This is a genomic window from Lentibacter algarum (genome assembly GCF_040580765.1).
In the GTDB taxonomy this organism is placed as follows: domain Bacteria; phylum Pseudomonadota; class Alphaproteobacteria; order Rhodobacterales; family Rhodobacteraceae; genus Lentibacter; species Lentibacter algarum.
In genome coordinates, this window is sequence record NZ_CP158687.1 from 2099032 (window position 1) to 2116345 (window position 17314).

Here is a 17314-nt window from a genome sequence, read left to right on the forward strand (position 1 = left end):
GCGCCTTGCTAGGAAAGGCTCCAATTGGCACATGAACCGCTCAGAACCGAAGACTTTTCAGGCCCGCTCAAGCGGCTGATACTGGTTGTTCTGATGTTGGTTCTGGTCGGGGTCTTTATCCTCTGGCGCATTGATAGCCCTCGCGTTGAGCGCTTCCGCATCGCGGTGATCGACCGTGTTGTACCCAATTTCGATTGGGCCTTCACACCGGTCACAGGCGCCGCCAATCTGATCAAGGACTTTCAAAGCTACCGCAAAATTTATGATCAAAACCAAGAGCTTCGCCGTGAGCTTCAGCGCATGGAAAGCTGGAAAGAGGCCGCCCTTCAACTGGAGCAGGAAAACGCCCGCCTGCTGGACCTCAATAATGTCCGTCTTGATCCACGCCTAACCTCGATCTCGGGCAATGTGCTCGCTGACAGCGGCTCGCCCTATCGCCAATCTGTGCTGATCAATGTGGGCGCGCGCGACGGGATCCTTGATGGCTGGGCGGCAATGGACGGGATCGGGCTTGTCGGGCGCGTGTCGGGGGTCGGCGAGCGCTCCTCTCGCGTTCTTCTGCTCACGGACGCAAGTTCACGTGTCCCCGTGACGGTGCAGCCCTCTGGTCAGCGTGGCCTGATCGTTGGTGACAATACGCTCGCGCCGCCCATCGACTTTGTCGAAAACCGCGACTTGATCCGCCCGGGCGACCGCGTGGTCAGCTCAGGAGACGGCGATGTCTTTCCCTCTGGCGTTCTGATCGGCCATATCGCTGTGGATACGGGCGGGCGGATGCGTGTGCGCCTTGCCGCAGACTACGAGCGCCTCGAATTCCTGCGCATTCTGCGCAATTACGGAACTGAGCGTATCTCCGATCCTGGTCGCATGGTCCTGCCCGAAGTCCTGCCAGAAACCGCTGCCACAGAGGCCGCCGCAAATGACTGAAAACACGGTCAGCCGCCTCTGGTTCATGCGCACGATGTTTATTCTGCTCAGCGTTGGCGTGATTTTCCTTCATCTGCTGCCGCTCAGCACCCTTCCTGGCACGCTCGCAGCTCCTGATATTATTCTCGCGCTCGCGTTTTGCTGGGCACTGCGTCGGCCCGAGTTTGTGCCCGCGCTGCTGATCGGGCTCGTGATGCTCTTTGCTGACCTGATGATGAGCCGCCCGCCTGGTCTTTTTGCCGCAATAGCGCTTGTCGCCGTCGAAATGCTCAAGGCCCGCGCTTCACAACTGCGAAACACGCCTTTTTCAGTCGAATGGATCACAGCCTCAATGGCCATTGCCGCGGTCATCGTTGGCTATCGACTTATTTTGATGCTCTTGCTGGTTGAATCCTTCGCGCTATCCACAGCACTGGTCCAAATCCTGTTCACAATTTTGATCTACCCTGTTGTCATCGGCGTTTCTTGGGTATTCTTCGGTCTGAGAAAGCCGACACTGGGCGAAGTCAACGCCCTTGGCCAGCGTCTCTGACAGGCGGTTCTAAGGTGAAACATGCGTAAAAGTACCAATGAAAAGCAGACAAGTCAGGCCATCGTCAGCCGCCGCACCCTTCTGGTGGGCGGTATTCAGGCGGGGCTTGTCGGCGTCTTGGGCGCACGCATGCACTATCTTCAGGTGCAAGAATCCGACCAGTTCCGCTTTCTGGCGGAAGAAAACCGTATCAAAATAAGCTTGATTCCGCCGGCTCGTGGTCAGGTCTTTGACCGTACAGGGCGTCCACTGGCGCAAAACGTTCAGAGCTACCGTGTCACCATCACCCGCGAAGACGCAGGCGATATCGATGAAACCATCGCCCGCCTCGGACAGCTGATTCAGCTTGATCCAGAGCTTGTGGCCGAGGCTCGGGTCGAACTTAAGAAGCGCCGCGGCGATACACAGGTTACCATTGCAGAAAAAGTCACATGGGAAGAGCTCGCCCGCGTCGCCGCCAATGCTCCCGCCCTCCCTGGAATCGAGCCACAGGTCGCACTCTCGCGCCACTATCCGCTCGGTGCGGATTTCACCCATGTGATTGGCTATGTCGGCCCTGTCTCCGACTATGACCTCTCCCGCATCGAAAATCCTGATCCGCTGCTCAATCTGCCCCGCTTCCAGATCGGAAAAACTGGGTTGGAAGCACGCGAAGAAGAAGAGCTGCGCGGCAAGGCTGGCACAATGCGCCTTGAGGTAAACGCTTCAGGCCGTGAGGTACGCGAGCTGGGCCGCCAAGAAGGCAAGCCCGGTGCAGACATCCAGCTCACCATCGACCACATGCTGCAAAACTATGTCCAAGCGCGCCTTGGTTCCGAAAGCGCCGCCGCCGTTGTGATTGATTGCGAAAGCGGCGATCTTCTGGCGATCGGCTCCTCACCCGCTTTTGATCCAAATCTCTTTGTAAATGGCATTTCCGTCAATGATTACAACGGGCTGATCGAGGATGATCACCGCCCACTTGTGTCCAAATCCGTTCAAGGGACATATCCGCCAGGCTCGACTTTCAAGATGGTCACGGCCCTCGCCGCTCTCGAAGCTGGCATTGTGAGTTCAGAAGACACCTACCGCTGCAAAGGCCACCTAGAGGTTTACTCCCAGAAATTCGGCTGTTGGAAACGCTCAGGCCACGGCAATGTCGATCTCGTGCGCTCCCTGCGCGAAAGCTGTGATGTCTATTTTTACGAACTCGCATTGGAAACAGGTATCGAGCGGATCTCCGAAATGGCCCGCCGCCTCGGTATCGGCGAGCGCCACGATATCCCTATGTCCGCCGTCGCTGAGGGCCTCGCGCCAACCAAAGAGTGGAAAAACCGTGTCAAAGGCGAGGACTGGGTGATCGGTGACAGCGTCAACGCCTCCATCGGTCAGGGTTTTGTCCTCGCGAGCCCGCTCCAGCTTGCTGTGATGACAGCCCGCCTCGCCACAGGGCGCGCTGTCACGCCACGCTTGATCAAAACCATTGATGGCGTCGAGCAACCCAGCGGTGCTGGCGCTCCCATGGGCCTCAATGAAAACCACCTGCGCCAGATCCGTAAAGGCATGTATGAGGTCGTGAACCACGGCAGCGGCACAGCCCGCGGTAGCCGTATCACCTCACCAGACCACCAGATGGCAGGCAAAACAGGAACCTCCCAAGTGATCTCGCGACGCGTCAAATGTGACGAAGTCCCATGGCGGCAACGCGATCACGCGCTTTTCGTAAACTACGCGCCTTATGACAACCCGCGCATCGCTGTTTCGATCGTGGTTGAGCATGGCTGTGGGGGGTCTTCAACCGCCGCCCCCATCGCGCGAGACATCACTTTACAAGCCCTCTACGGTGAAGACCCGCCACTCTCTGCCTATCCAGCACGCGACCGTGGCCGCATTTCGGCCCAGCAAAAACGCTTGCGCGAAATGCGCCCGCCCGTCCAAGGCGAGGAGCCAGAGCGCGCATGAGTTATCTTGAGTATAACGTCAAATATGTCCCAACGGGGCCGCGCAAAGTCCTCTATCTGAACTGGCCACTGGCTTTGCTGCTGGTCGCGGTCGCAAGCATCGGCTTCCTCATGCTCTACTCCGTCGCAGGCGGCAATATTGAGCGATGGGCCGAGCCCCAGATGAAGCGTTTTGGCGTAGGCTTCTTTGCCATGATCGTCGTCGCAATGGTCCCGATCTGGTTTTGGCGCAATGTTTCTGCCGTGGCCTATACGATCTCGCTGATCCTGCTTCTGGCCGTCGAACTGTTCGGTGAGGTCGGCATGGGCGCACAACGCTGGATCAACCTTGGGTTCATGCGCCTTCAGCCTTCAGAGCTCATGAAAATCACGCTGGTGATGCTCCTCGCAGCCTATTACGACTGGCTCCCACTCAAGAAAATATCACATCCGCTCTGGGTGGCTATTCCCGTGGGCCTGATCATGCTGCCCACAGCGCTCGTGCTCAACCAGCCTGATCTCGGAACATCAATCTTGCTGGTTACAGGTGGTGGCGCGCTGATGTTTATGGCGGGCGTGCACTGGGCCTATTTCGCCGCCGTGATCGCGGCAGGCATCTCGCTCATCACTGCAGTCTTCCAATCACGCGGGACCGCGTGGCAACTTCTCAAGGATTACCAATACCGTCGCATCGACACCTTCCTTGATCCCGCCGCCGATCCCCTCGATGCTGGCTATCACATCACCCAATCCAAGATCGCCCTTGGCTCTGGCGGTTGGACAGGGCGCGGCTTCATGCAAGGCACGCAAAGCCGCCTCAACTTCCTCCCCGAAAAACACACCGACTTCATTTTCACAACGCTCTCCGAAGAGTTCGGCTTTGTCGGCGCGGCGGCCCTCCTCATGCTCTACGCGCTGATCATCATCTTCTGTATTGTCTCCGCAATGAACAATGCCAACCGCTACGGCGCCCTGCTCACACTCGGCGTCGCTATGACCTTCTTTTTGTTCTTCTCGGTCAATATGGCGATGGTTATGGGGCTCATCCCAGTTGTTGGCGTGCCACTTCCGCTTGTGTCTTACGGCGGCTCTGCGATGCTCGTGCTCATGGTTGCCTTCGGCCTCGTCCAAAGCGCACATGTCCACAAACCACGTTAAACAATAAGGCTTCCAATGACACTCAACGCTCTCTTCGCCGCGCGCCCCGAGCGCTGGGACCAATATAAAGATGTGCTCCCCGAAGCGTTCAAAGCTGCAGGGCTGGATGTGCATCTTGCGCTCGATATTGACCCCGAAGAGGTCGACTACATCGTCTATGCGCCCAATTCCGATGTGAAGGATTTCACGCCTTTCACCCGCCTCAAAGCCGTACTAAATCTCTGGGCCGGTGTCGAAGCCATCACGAACAACGAAACGCTCAAAGTGCCCCTCACCCGCATGGTTGATTTTGGCCTTCAGCAAGGCATGGTCGAATGGGTTGTCGGCCACACCCTGCGGCATCATCTCGGGATGGACGCCCAGATTGTGAACCCTGCCCATGAGTGGGCCCCTGCCACTCCGCCGCTCAGCCGCGACCGTGGCGTGACAGTCCTCGGCATTGGCGAGCTCGGTCTCGCCTGCGCCGAAGCGCTTGTGCAGCTTGGCTTCAATGTTGCGGGCTGGTCGCGCAGTCCCAAGACGCACGACAAAGTCACCTGTTATTCAGGCGATGACGGTCTCAAATCGGCACTGGCGCATGGCGAGATTTGTATCCTGCTGCTGCCCTCAACACCCGCTACACAAAATATCCTCAATGCCGAAAGCTTGTCCTTCATGCCCCGTGGCAGCTTCATCATCAACCCGGGCCGTGGCCAATTGATTGACGATGATGCCCTCCTCGCAGCGCTGGGCAGCGGCCAGATCGCGCATGCAACTCTTGATGTTTTTCGTGTTGAGCCGCTGCCGCAGGCTCATCCCTATTGGGCGCATCCAAACGTGACCGTGACGCCCCACATGGCCGCCGAAACCCGCGCCGAAACATGTGCCGAAGTGGTCGCTGAAAACATTCGCCGCAATGAGGCGGGCGAGCCGCTTCTGCATCTCGTCGATCGCGCAGCAGGGTACTAGCTCAGGATCAAGCGCCAACAGCGCGGCGCACCATATTCCAGTAAATATCCTCAACCTCTTCAAGGCTGAGGCGCCCGCCTTGGCGATACCATGTGTTCACACCCGTCAGCATGGCAATCACAGCCAAGGTGGTGATCTTGGCGTCCTCAAAGACAAAGACACCCGCCTCGGCCCCGCGCCGCAAAATGCCTTCAAGCTCGTTTTCATACTGGCGCCGCAAGCCTTCGATCTCGGCAAAATTTTCAGGCGCAAGAGCGCGCAGCTCCATATAGGCGATAAAAACCTCGTCTGGCCGCTCTATGTGAAACCCGATGTGAAAGCGCACAAATTCTGCCAGCGCCTCCAGTGGTGCTTTTGCGGGTGAGTTCACGTCTGCACGCGCTTCAAGCAGATCGTCCATATGCTCCCGCATCAACTCTGCCAAAAGGCTCTGTTTGTCCGCCGTGTAGTTGTACAGCGCACCCGCCTGTAGCCCGACCTCGCTCGCAATCTGGCGCATCGACACGGCGGCATAACCGTGACGTGCAAACAGCACCCGCGCTGCCGCGCGAATGCGCGGACCAGTGATGTCAGAATGTGAGCCTTGAGTACGCGCCATAGGCCATGTTTAACTGAACAATCGTTCAAATCAAACCCTTTGCTTGCTCTTTTGCCCCCTCTGGGGCATCACCTAGATCAAAAGCCCCTCGGAGCCACCCATGCGCGCGTCTCTTGCCTTTGTTCTTGTCCTGTCTCTCACGGCCTGCGCCGAGTTTCCCGAGCTTGATGCAGCGCTGACCAGTGAGATGAAAGCGGCCGGTTACCCCGCCCTCGCGCCCACCTCCGAGCTCGAAGCACTCCAAACTCCGCCACAGGCGACAGCAACAACAGCCGCCTCCGTCAACGCCCGCGTCGCGGCCCTGCGCGCCCGCGCCGCCCGCCTCTCGGGCAGTATCGTCAGCGGATCAGACAGGGCACGCATGCGGGCGGGTGTAAGTCTGCCTGCGCAAGAGGGCTGATAACCCACATTGCAAGCCCGCGCGTAAGCGGCTAAATCGCTAAGCAACACACCAAACTCAGGCAAAAGGCAGCATTCCCATGACAAAACCCCTCCGTTTGGGCATCGCAGGCCTTGGAACCGTCGGCGCAGGCGTCGTCAAGATCGTGCGTCAGAAATCAGAGCTCCTCGCCGCCCGCGCAGGCCGCCCGATCGAGATCGTTGCAGTCTCCGCCCGCTCGCGTGACAAGGACCGTGGCGTAAACCTGTCAGACTACGCATGGGAAGATGATCCTGTCGCCCTCGCCAAGCGCGATGATGTTGATGTCTTCGTTGAGTTGATGGGCGGTTCAGAAGGCTCTGCCAAAGACGCAACTGAAGCCGCACTCGCTCTTGGCAAAGACGTGGTCACCGCCAACAAAGCCCTGCTCGCCCATCACGGCCAAGCCCTCGCGCTCGCCGCAGAAGACAAAGGCGCCGTGATCCGTTTTGAGGCCGCCGTCGCAGGCGGTATTCCGGTGATCAAGACGCTTCTGGAAGGCCTTGCAGGCAATGAGATGACCCGTGTCATGGGCGTCATGAACGGCACCTGCAACTATATCCTGACGCGGATGCAGGCCACAGGCCAAGGCTACAATGCGCTCTTTGAAGAAGCGAGCGCACTTGGCTATCTTGAGGCCGATCCCAATCTTGACGTCGGCGGCATCGATGCGGGCCACAAGCTCGCGATCCTCTCCTCCATCGCCTTCGGCACGCAGGTCAACTTTGACGGCGTGCAGCTTCAGGGCATCGGCGAGATCACTCTGGAAGATATCAACCAAGCAGCAGACATGGGCTACCGCATCAAGCTCCTCGGGGTGGCGCGTATGACAGCTCGTGGCCTTGAGCAACGCATGACACCTTGCCTTGTTCCTGATACATCGCCCCTCGGCCAGCTCGAAGGCGGCACAAACATGGTCTTGCTTGAGGGCGATCAGGTCGAACAAGTCGTTCTGCGCGGCCCTGGAGCGGGCGAAGGCCCCACAGCCAGCGCCGTCATGGGCGATGTTATGGATATTGCACGCGGCATTCGCCCTGCAATTTTCGGCCGCCCCGCGCACGAGCTCGTCGCCGCAACAGTCGCAACCTCGTCAGCTCCCGCACCTTACTACCTGCGGTTCTCACTGCTCGACAAGCCTGGCGCGCTCGCCAAAGTTGCAACAGCTCTTGGCAATGCGGGCGTATCAATTGATCGGATGCGCCAATACGGCCACGCTGATACATCCGCCCCCGTGCTGATCGTCACGCATAAGTCAGCTCACGCTGATCTTCAGGCCGCGCTCGCCGCCATGGACGCGCTTGATGTGATCGTGGGCAAGCCTGTCGCCCTGCGCATCGAAGACGTCTGATTGCGCCCACAACCGCTTTGGGTCACACTGGACACAAGCGGCAACAAGCAGGCAGAGCATGGCATTTTTAGGCGTTGAGACTTCCCTGACAGGGCGCAAATGGCTCGGGCCAACAGTCGAGCTTGAGCGCGCCGCAGAGCTGATCGTACAAGACACCGACCTGCCCCGCGCACTGGCGCAAGTCCTTGCGCGTCGTGGTGTGGGCGCACAGGAGGCCGCAAGCTTCCTCGCGCCCCAACTGCGCGACCTCATGCCAGATCCGCGCTCCCTGAAAGACATGGAGCGCGCCTCCGCACGCATCGTGCGCGCTCTCGATGGCCGCGAACGTGTGGCCATTTTTGCCGATTATGATGTCGACGGCGGAACGTCTGCCGCGCTGCTCATCGACTGGTTTCGCGCATTGGGGCATGATGCAACCCTCTATGTCCCTGACCGGATTGACGAAGGCTACGGCCCCAACGCTCCCGCCATGGAAATGCTGGCAGCGGACCATTCGCTCATTATCTGTGTTGATTGTGGAACGCTCAGCCATGAAGCGCTCGCTGCCGCAACAGGCACAGATATCATCGTGCTAGATCACCACCTCGGCGGCGAAACGCTTCCCCCCGCTCTCGCTGTGGTCAACCCGAACAGGCAAGACGAGACAGGCGATCTCGCCCATCTCTGCGCTGCCGCCGTGGTCTTTCTCACACTGGTCGATGCAGGCCGTATCCTGCGCGAGCGCGGTGACAAAGGCCCAGACCTGATCTCTATGCTTGATCTCGTCGCGCTGGCCACAGTGGCCGATGTCGCGCCCCTTATCGGCGTAAACCGCGCCTTTGTGGTACAGGGCCTGAAAATCATGGCCCGCCGTGCGCGCATTGGTCTTGTCGCGCTGTCAGATGTGGGCCGCCTTGATACTGCGCCCAAAGCCTATCACCTCGGATTCGTCCTCGGCCCGCGGATCAACGCAGGCGGGCGCATCGGCCAAGCCGACCTTGGCGCACGGCTGCTGTCCTGCCGAGACCCTCACGAAGCCAGCGCGCTGGCCGAAAAGCTCGACATGCTCAATTCTGAGCGCCGCGCGATTGAAGAAGAAGTCCGCGCCGCCGCCCTCGCTCAAGCCGAAGAGCGCGGCTTTGACGCCCCTCTCGTCTGGGCCGCAGGTGAAGGCTGGCACGCGGGCGTTGTCGGTATCGTCGCCTCCCGCCTCAAAGAAGCCACAGGCCGTCCCGCTGTTGTGATCGGCTTTGATGGTGACGAGGGCAAAGGCTCTGGCCGCTCCGTCTCAGGCATCGACCTCGGCGCAAGCATCCAGCGCCTCGCCATGGACGGCATGATCGAGAAAGGAGGCGGACACAAAATGGCCGCTGGCCTCTCGCTCAGCCGTGAACAGCTTGAGCCTGCAATGGCCCGCCTTTCGGAGCTTCTGGACAAACAAGGCGCAGGCGCGCTCGGTCCATCAGACCTAAAACTTGACGGCGCATTGATGCCCGGAGCCGCCAACCAACATCTTGTCGAGCAGCTCGACGATGCTGGTCCCTACGGTGCGTCTGCCGCTGGTCCCCGCTTTGCCTTTCCCGATTGCGTAATTCACTTCGCCAAGCAGATCGGTACGGGGCATCTTAAAATTACGTTCTCTGACGGCACGGGCCCACGCCTTGAAGCCATCGCCTTTGGCGCCTTTGATACAGCCCTCGGGCCCACCCTTCAGAATCACGGCGGTGCACGGTTTCATCTCGCAGGACGGCTCGAGTTGAACACATGGCAGGGTCGCACCAGCGTGCAACTGCGCCTTGACGACGCCGCACCCGCGCACTGAAAGCCCTGTTTTAAGGGCTACAAAAAAAATTGAAAAAGAGCGCAAATTTCTGCTTGCGCAGAGAAGCCACATTCCATATTACCCGCCTCACGGCTGGTTATGCCCCGTTCGTCTATCGGTTAGGACGTCAGGTTTTCAACCTGAAAAGAGGGGTTCGACTCCCCTACGGGGTACCACAGCTTTCTTACCAGAAAGCAGTACACGGCATACCAGCGGCCTTCAGTGATTAAATCAGATAAAGCGAAACAGTTTGCCACCGGCAGTCTGATACGCCATCACAATCACGTTCTGCCCTTGGCAAAGCCTGAAATGATGCCCACATTCATGCCTAATCGCGACAGATGGGAAGCACCGCCATGACCTACCAAAAAACACCCGAGGCTCTCGCCGCCCTCACCGAGGAAGAGCGTTTTGTCACCCAAGAGAGCGGCACTGAGCGGCCCTTTACAGGCAAGTATAACAATCACTTCGAAGCAGGGCTGTATGTGGATATCGTTTCGGGCGAACCGCTGTTTACCTCATCCCAGAAGTTCGAATCGGGCTGCGGCTGGCCGAGCTTCGCCAAGCCTGTCGAGCCAGCGAATATCGAAGAGCTGCGCGACATTACCCACGGCATGATCCGCACCGAAGTGCGCTCAACCCACGGCGACAGCCACCTCGGTCATGTGTTCCCAGATGGCCCCCGCGAGATGGGTGGTCTGCGCTATTGCATCAATTCCGCCAGCTTGCGCTTTGTTCCTAAAGACGAAATGGAAGCGGAAGGCTATGGCGCCTATTTAACCCAAGTGGAGGACGCATCATGACTACCGAAACCGCAACACTCGCAGGCGGCTGCTTTTGGGGCATGCAAGACCTGATCCGCAAAATGGACGGCGTCATCAGCACCCGCGTGGGCTACACAGGCGGCGATGTCGAGAACGCGACATACAAAAACCACGGCACCCACGCTGAAGGGATCGAGGTTGTGTATAACCCCGAAAAAATCAGCTATCGTAGGCTCTTGGAATTCTTCTTTCAAATTCACGATCCAACCACAGAAAACCGCCAAGGCAATGATCGTGGCATGTCTTATCGCTCTGCCATTTACTACGCTGACGAGGCCCAGAAAGCTGTCGCGCTCGATACTATTGCTGACGTAAACGCCTCTGGCCTCTGGCCGGATCGCGTCGTCACGGAACTTGAGCCTCTGGGTGCATTCTGGGAGGCCGAGCCCGAGCACCAAGACTATCTGGAACGGATTCCAAACGGTTATACCTGTCACTTCATCCGCCCTGACTGGGTCTTGCCCAAGCGCACAGCGGCTGAATAAGCTATAAACCTCTGCGCAATAAATCTTCGCGCAGAGGTTTATAAACTCATGATATCTATCTGATAGAAAACGATTTTATATCGTTTCAACAACGCATTTTTGTCTGATTGACAAGCGCCACAACGCCATCAAAGCTGGCAACAGCAGCCCAAGGAGTCCTCCATGCCACATCCGCTTCTCACTCACGACATGATCGACACCTACCAACGCGACGGGGTCATCGTCATTCGTGGCCTCTTCAAAGACCATGTCGAGACGCTTCGCAAAGGCGTTGCCCGCAACATGGCGGAACCAGGGCCTTTTGCCTCCGAAAACAAAAAGGACGGCGAAACAGGGCGCTTCTTTGATGACTATTGCAACTGGCAGCGCATCGATGAGTTTGCCGAGGTTATCGAAAAATCGCCTGCTGCCGAAGTCGCAGCCGATCTCATGGGCAGCCAGAGCACGCAGGTGTTTCACGACCACATTCTCGTCAAGGAGCCCGGAACCTCGATGGCAACGCCTTGGCACACCGACGGGCCGTACTACTTCGTGGATGGCGTGCAAAATGTCAGTTTTTGGTCCCCGCTTGATCCCGTCAAAGAGGCGGCCCTACGCTGTGTCGCGGGAAGTCACGCTTGGGAAAAACCAGTGATGCCAATGCGCTGGGTGGCAAACGAGAGCTATTTTCCAAATAAGGACGATTACATGCCCGTTCCTGACCCTGAGGCTGAGGGAATGGATATCCGCGAGTGGGAGATGGAGCCCGGCGACGCTGTGGCCTTCAACTATGCGATCCTGCACGGCGCGCGTGGCAACACCAGCCAGACACGCCGGCGCGCTTTTTCCCTGCGCCTTCTGGGGGATGATGCTCGCTACGTTGAGCGGCCAGGCCCGACGTCTCCCCCCTTTCCAGAACACGGTATGAACGAAGGCGAGCGCCTTCGCGAAGACTGGTTTCCTGTGATTTATCGCCGCTAATCTACGCGCATGAGGACCAAATTCGACGGTCCTGAAACGAAACACTGGCCTTCCCTCTCGAATTGATTCACAATTTCCTTAAAACGGAAGCAGTGAATTGACCGAGAGAGACAGGCCCATCAGCGTTCAAGGCCCCAAACAGCTGCCCATCGCCCTCAAAGGTGCGCGCAAAACTGATGTTCGCAGCCAGTTTGCGGCCTTGTGCTTTCGCATTCGCAAGGGCGAGCCAGAGATATTGCTGATCACTTCCCGTGGTTCTCAGCGCTGGATAATCCCCAAGGGCTGGCCCATGGCCGAAAAAACTCCCGCCCAAGCGGCTCTTCAAGAAGCTTGGGAAGAGGCTGGTGTTAAAGGTACAGCCTACGACCGCTGCCTCGGCCTTTTTTCTTACAAAAAAGACATCGGCCTCAAAGAGAGCCTGCCCTGTATTGCGCTGGTTTACCCCGTACATGTCAGCGCTTTGGAAAAGAAGTACCCCGAAAAAAAGCAGCGCCGCCGCAAGTGGTTTTCCCCCAAGAAAGCCGCAGGCAAAGTCGCCGAGCCAGAGCTTAAGAAAATCCTCAAGACATTTGATCCCCGCCTGCTCACAGCCTAAGCTTGCACGCGCCGCAACATAGCTTATCTATAAACAATAAATCCTAAGGGACCGAGATGATAAGTTTCTCGCTCAAATGCGCCGATGGCCACGGCTTTGACAGCTGGTTTCAGTCCTCTGAAGCCTTCGACAAGCTGCACGCTGCAGGCATGGTGTCTTGCGCAGTCTGTGGCGTTTCTGATGTGCAAAAGTCGCTCATGGCTCCGCGCGTCAGCACGAGCAAGACACACAAAGGCGCGCTGACTGCGCCTGCACACCCCGCAGAGCAGGCTTTGGCTGAAATGCGCAAGAAGGTTGAGGCCAATTCCGAATACGTCGGCCCAAAATTCGCCGATGAAGCCCGCAAAATGCACTTGGGTGACGCGCCGGAGCGTGCCATCTATGGTGAAGCAAAAATGGAAGACGCCAAAAAGCTGATCGAAGACGGCGTGCCCGTCCTGCCCCTGCCCTTCAAGCCGAACCGGAGTACAAATTGAGCCATATTCTCATCACAGGTGCCAATCGTGGAATTGGCGCGCGCCTCGCAGAGCTCTATGCCGTCACAGGCGACACTGTCACAGCCACAGCGCGCAGCGGCGATGGCTACGCCGCCCTTGATGTGACAAACCCAGCCAGCGTCAAAGCCCTCGCCAGCGCCATGGCCGAAGAAACGGTCGACCTGCTGATTTGCAACGCAGGCATTTACCCCGACAAAGGCCAAGCGCTGGAAGACGGCTACCCAAGCGACATGTGGGCGCAATCTTTTGCCACCAATGTCACGGGCGTCTTCCTTACGGTTCAGGCCTTCCTGCCGCATCTGATGCGCTCAGACGCCCCAAAAATTGCAATTATTTCAAGCCAGATGGGCAGCGACACCAAGGCCCCGGGCGGCAGCTATATTTATCGAAGCTCCAAAGCCGCCGCGCTCAATCTAGCGCGGAATCTGGCTGCCGACCTTGCTCCTGAAGGCGTCGCCGTCGGTGCATATCACCCTGGCTGGGTGCGTACGGATATGGGCGGCGATGGCGGAGATATTGATGTGGCTCAGTCCGCCGAAGGCCTGATCCGCGAGTTTGATGCCCTCAGCCTTCAAACAACGGGCTGCTTTCGCACATGGGATGGCCGCGACCACCCTTACTAAAGCGCCCTTTGCCGCAGCATCAGACCCTTGCGTGCGCCTCTCCAAGCGATTAAACCGCGCCGAACGCAATTCGTGAGGCCTCCCATGCCCGTTCTGGTGATGAAATTCGGCGGTACGTCCGTCGCCAACCTTGACCGCATTCGCCGCGCTGCAAAGCGCGTCGGCGTTGAAGTGGCCAAAGGCTATGACGTAATCGTCATCGTCTCGGCCATGTCGGGCAAAACAAACGAGCTTGTTGGCTGGGTCAACGAGACCTCTCCGCTCTATGACGCGCGTGAATATGACGCCGTGGTCAGCTCTGGCGAAAACGTCACAGCAGGCCTTATGGCCCTCACATTGCAAGAAATGGACATTCCCGCGCGCTCTTGGCAGGGCTGGCAAGTGCCTGTGCAGACCACATCTGCCCACGCCTCCGCACGGATCGAAGACATCCCCCCCGCCAATATTGAGGCCAAGTTTGCCGAAGGCATGCGCGTGGCCGTTGTCGCGGGCTTCCAAGGCGTCAGCCCAGAAGGACGCATCACAACTCTGGGCCGTGGCGGTTCTGATACGACAGCTGTCGCCTTCGCGGCTGCCTTCAAAGCCGAGCGCTGCGATATTTATACAGACGTTGATGGCGTCTACACCACAGATCCCCGCATCTCCTCCAAGGCGCGCAAACTCGACAAGATCGCCTTTGAAGAAATGCTAGAGCTGGCATCGCTTGGTGCCAAAGTCCTGCAAACGCGCTCTGTCGAGCTGGCTATGCGCTACAAGGTTAAGCTCAGGGTTCTGAGTTCATTTGAAGAACAATCCGACGAAGCGGGCACGCTCGTTTGCGATGAGGAGGAAGTTATGGAAAACCGTCCCGTATCAGGCATCGCCTATTCCCGCGATGAAGCCAAAATGACATTGATCTCCGTGGCCGACCGCCCCGGCATTGCCGCCGCCATTTTTGGCCCGCTCTCCGAAGCCGGCATCAACGTCGATATGATCATTCAGAACATCGCAGAAGATGGACGCACAGATATGACCTTCTCTTGCCCCACTGAACAGGTGGCGCGCGCCGAAAAGGCGATGGAAGAGGCAAAAACAAGCGGCGCAATTAACTATCACAACCTCGTTGCAGACACCGATGTGGCCAAAGTTTCGGCTGTCGGCATCGGCATGCGCAGCCAGTCAGGCGTCGCAGCGACAATGTTCAAAACGCTGTCTGATGAAGGAATAAACATTAAGGTTATTGCGACATCAGAAATTAAGATTTCCGTGTTGATTGACAGGAAATACATGGAACTCGCTGTTCAAGCGCTGCATGATGCGTTTGAGCTTGAGAAAGCGGCCTGAGATTCTGCCTTGGGCCTAATTATACAAGGCCCGTTGTGATATGAGTGAACAACAAGACCCGATCAAAACAGACAGCCGGCAAATGCTGGGCCGTTTGCGTGGGGTTATGGCCGAAGACAGCGCAGGCCAGACGCGGCTTGATACAATCACCAAGCTGATCGCCGAAGAAATGCACTCTGAGGTCTGCTCAGTTTATCTTTTCCGCGATGAAGAGACACTCGAACTCTGCGCAACAGAGGGCCTAAAGGCCGAATCCGTACACCAAACCCGCATGAAAATGGGCGAAGGTCTTGTCGGGCTCGTCGCCCGCAAAGGGCAGCGGATTAACACGCCAGACGCCCCCTCAGAGCGCGGTTTTCGGTTTATGCCAGAGACGGGCGAAGAAATTTATTCAAGTTTCCTCGGCGTGCCAATCCAACGCCTTGGTGAAAAGCTCGGCGTACTCGTAGTCCAGACCAAAGACGCCCGCCAATTCGCCGATGAAGAAGTCGACGCTCTTGAAGTCGTTGCGATGGTTCTGGCCGAAATGGCTGAGCTTGGTGCTTTCATTGGTGAAGGCGCTGCCTTGTCGGCACGCCACACCCAGCCTGTGCTTGTGCGTGGTGCGACAGGACAAGAAGGCGCCGCCGAGGGCCATGTCTGGCTACACGAGCCGCGTGTTGTTGTAACCAATCCCATCGCCGAAGACCCGCATCGCGAATTTGAACGCCTCAGCGAGGCCGTTGAAGAACTGCGCGTCGGTGTCGACAAAATGCTCGCAGGCGCGCGCGGCGGCGGCAAAGAGCAGCTAGATGTGCTCGAAGCCTACCGCATGTTTGCCAACTCCAAAGGCTGGATGAGCCGCATGGAGCAAGACATAGGTCGCGGCCTTTCGGCTGAAGCTGCGGTTGAAAAGGAACAGTCCACCGCCCGCGCCCGTATGCAGCAGGTCACCGACGCCTATCTGCGCGAACGCCTGCATGATCTGGATGACCTTTCCAATCGCCTCCTGCGCATCCTGACAGGCCAAGGGCTAGAAACTGGGGCAGAAATGCCGCCTGATCCAGTCTTGATCGCGCGCAACATCGGGCCTGCCGAACTGCTAGATTATGGCCGTTCACTAAAGGCCATCGTTCTCGAAGAAGGCTCCGTCGGCAGCCACGCAGCCATTGTTGCCCGCGCGCTGGCGATCCCGTTGATTATCCACGCCTCCCGCATCACGACAGAAGCGCTCAATGGCGATCACATCATGGTCGACGGCGACCAAGGTGTCGCGCATCTGCGCCCCGATGACACTGTGGTGGCGGCCTTCCGCGACAAAATCGCGATGCAGGCCCAAGCCCAAGAGCGCTATACTTCCATCAGGGAAAAACCCGCCACAAGCCTTGATGGACAGACCATCGCCCTCACGATGAACGCTGGCCTCATGGCCGATCTGCCCTCTCTCGACAGCTCAGGCGCAGAAGGCGTCGGTCTCTTTCGCACAGAGCTTCAGTTCCTCGTGCGCAACCAGATGCCGCGCCGCTCAGAACTGTCAGCCCTCTATGCCCGCGTTCTAGACGCCGCCCAAGGCAAGCGTGTGGTCTTTCGCACACTTGATATCGGCTCGGACAAAGTCCTGCCCTATATGAAGCCCAACGACGAGCCAAACCCCGCGCTTGGCTGGCGCGCAATCCGTGTGGGCCTCGACAAACCGGGCATCATGCGGATGCAGTTGCAAGCGCTCCTGCGCGCCGCCAATGGCAGGCCCTTAACTGTTATGTTCCCTTTCGTGGCACAGTTTGAAGAATACCGTGCCGCACGCGTTGAGATGGACAAGGCCCTCGCCCGTGAGCGCGCTCTAGGCCATGCCCTGCCGTCAAGCCTAGAAATCGGCGCCATGCTCGAGACACCCTCCCTCGCTTTCGCGCCAGACAAGTTCTTTGACGAGGTCGATTTCCTCTCTATCGGTGGCAATGATCTCAAGCAGTTCTTCTTCGCCGCAGACCGCGAAAACGAACGCGTTCGCCGCCGCTATGACACGCTCAATGTCAGCTTCCTCACTTTCCTCGAGGGCATCGTCAAACGCTGCGACGCATCGGGAACAGCGCTCAGTTTTTGTGGAGAAGACGCAGGACGCCCCGTCGAGGCCGTCTGCCTCGCCGCCATTGGCCTGCGGAGCCTTTCCATGCGCCCCGCTTCAATCGGCCCTGTCAAAAGCCTCCTGCGCCGCGTCGATCTTGAGGCCGTAAAAGCGCTCATCGAGGCAGCCGCCCAAGAGGGCCAACAATCCGTGCGCCCCGCCGTTGTAGAGTATCTGCGCAATCTGAATTGAGGCTTTGCGCCGCCCTTCGGGCGGCCAACATTGATGTCTTCGGCGAGGATATTTTCAGAAAGAAA

Annotated in this window: 17 protein-coding genes and 1 tRNA gene; 17 read left to right on the top strand and 1 reads right to left on the bottom strand. The window is 58.2% G+C overall.

What is annotated here, in order from left to right; all coding sequences use genetic code 11:
- The first annotated feature begins 24 nt into the window (after window positions 1–24).
- Genes mreC through DSM117340_RS10315 form a run of 5 tightly spaced genes read left to right on the top strand, consistent with a single transcriptional unit; the run spans window position 25 to window position 5484 of the window.
- Entirely contained in the window at window positions 25–927 is a 903-nt protein-coding gene (mreC, locus tag DSM117340_RS10295) for a rod shape-determining protein MreC (RefSeq protein ID WP_089889488.1), read from the top strand.
- Complete coding sequence (locus DSM117340_RS10300) at window positions 920–1459, top strand: hypothetical protein (RefSeq protein WP_089889484.1); 540 nt, start codon at window positions 920–922, stop codon at window positions 1457–1459. Before mreC ends, DSM117340_RS10300 begins: the two co-directional genes overlap by 8 nt.
- 21 nt (window positions 1460–1480) lie before the next feature.
- Window positions 1481–3400: a penicillin-binding protein 2 gene (mrdA, locus tag DSM117340_RS10305; protein WP_089889481.1), complete on the top strand. Its 1920-nt coding sequence runs from the start codon at window positions 1481–1483 to the stop codon at window positions 3398–3400.
- Window positions 3397–4536: a rod shape-determining protein RodA gene (gene rodA, locus DSM117340_RS10310; RefSeq protein ID WP_089889478.1), complete on the top strand. Its 1140-nt coding sequence runs from the start codon at window positions 3397–3399 to the stop codon at window positions 4534–4536. Before mrdA ends, rodA begins: the two co-directional genes overlap by 4 nt.
- Window positions 4537–4551: 15 nt before the next feature.
- Entirely contained in the window at window positions 4552–5484 is a 933-nt protein-coding gene (locus DSM117340_RS10315) for a glyoxylate/hydroxypyruvate reductase A (protein WP_089889475.1), read from the top strand.
- Between the two features lie 7 nt (window positions 5485–5491).
- Here DSM117340_RS10315 and DSM117340_RS10320 read toward each other — a convergent pair whose 3' ends face one another.
- Window positions 5492–6082: a TetR/AcrR family transcriptional regulator gene (locus tag DSM117340_RS10320; protein WP_089889472.1), complete on the bottom strand. Its 591-nt coding sequence runs from the start codon at window positions 6080–6082 to the stop codon at window positions 5492–5494.
- A 100-nt stretch (window positions 6083–6182) separates the two neighbouring features.
- Between DSM117340_RS10320 and DSM117340_RS10325 the strand changes: the two genes are divergently transcribed.
- The 12 genes from DSM117340_RS10325 (at window position 6183) to ptsP (ending at window position 17249) form a co-directional block, all read left to right on the top strand.
- Window positions 6183–6482, top strand: coding sequence for a hypothetical protein (locus DSM117340_RS10325; RefSeq protein WP_089889469.1), 300 nt, complete (start codon window positions 6183–6185; stop codon window positions 6480–6482).
- A gap of 79 nt (window positions 6483–6561) precedes the next feature.
- Window positions 6562–7848, top strand: coding sequence for a homoserine dehydrogenase (locus DSM117340_RS10330; RefSeq protein WP_354689585.1), 1287 nt, complete (start codon window positions 6562–6564; stop codon window positions 7846–7848).
- A gap of 58 nt (window positions 7849–7906) precedes the next feature.
- A complete protein-coding gene (gene recJ / locus DSM117340_RS10335) occupies window positions 7907–9649 on the top strand; it encodes a single-stranded-DNA-specific exonuclease RecJ (RefSeq protein ID WP_089889463.1) in 1743 nt (580 codons plus the stop codon).
- Between the two features lie 101 nt (window positions 9650–9750).
- Window positions 9751–9825, top strand: a tRNA-Glu gene (locus tag DSM117340_RS10340).
- Between the two features lie 180 nt (window positions 9826–10005).
- A complete protein-coding gene (msrB, locus tag DSM117340_RS10345) occupies window positions 10006–10452 on the top strand; it encodes a peptide-methionine (R)-S-oxide reductase MsrB (protein ID WP_089889460.1) in 447 nt (148 codons plus the stop codon).
- Window positions 10449–10958: a peptide-methionine (S)-S-oxide reductase MsrA gene (gene msrA, locus DSM117340_RS10350; protein WP_089889457.1), complete on the top strand. Its 510-nt coding sequence runs from the start codon at window positions 10449–10451 to the stop codon at window positions 10956–10958. The genes msrB and msrA overlap by 4 nt, the downstream gene beginning before the upstream one ends.
- 162 nt (window positions 10959–11120) lie before the next feature.
- A complete protein-coding gene (locus DSM117340_RS10355) occupies window positions 11121–11918 on the top strand; it encodes a phytanoyl-CoA dioxygenase family protein (RefSeq protein WP_089889454.1) in 798 nt (265 codons plus the stop codon).
- Window positions 11919–12015: 97 nt separating this feature from the next.
- On the top strand, window positions 12016–12513 hold the full coding sequence (locus DSM117340_RS10360; protein ID WP_245724392.1) for an NUDIX hydrolase: 498 nt from the start codon (window positions 12016–12018) through the stop codon (window positions 12511–12513).
- Window positions 12514–12569: 56 nt separating this feature from the next.
- On the top strand, window positions 12570–12989 hold the full coding sequence (locus DSM117340_RS10365) for a DUF1178 family protein (protein WP_089889450.1): 420 nt from the start codon (window positions 12570–12572) through the stop codon (window positions 12987–12989).
- On the top strand, window positions 12986–13633 hold the full coding sequence (locus DSM117340_RS10370; protein WP_089889445.1) for an SDR family NAD(P)-dependent oxidoreductase: 648 nt from the start codon (window positions 12986–12988) through the stop codon (window positions 13631–13633). Before DSM117340_RS10365 ends, DSM117340_RS10370 begins: the two co-directional genes overlap by 4 nt.
- A gap of 84 nt (window positions 13634–13717) precedes the next feature.
- The gene (locus tag DSM117340_RS10375; protein WP_089889442.1) at window positions 13718–14956 is read left to right on the top strand and encodes an aspartate kinase; all 1239 of its coding nucleotides are present in this window, start codon (window positions 13718–13720) and stop codon (window positions 14954–14956) included.
- A gap of 40 nt (window positions 14957–14996) precedes the next feature.
- Complete coding sequence (gene ptsP, locus DSM117340_RS10380) at window positions 14997–17249, top strand: phosphoenolpyruvate--protein phosphotransferase (protein ID WP_089889440.1); 2253 nt, start codon at window positions 14997–14999, stop codon at window positions 17247–17249.
- The last annotated feature ends 65 nt before the right edge of the window (window positions 17250–17314 follow it).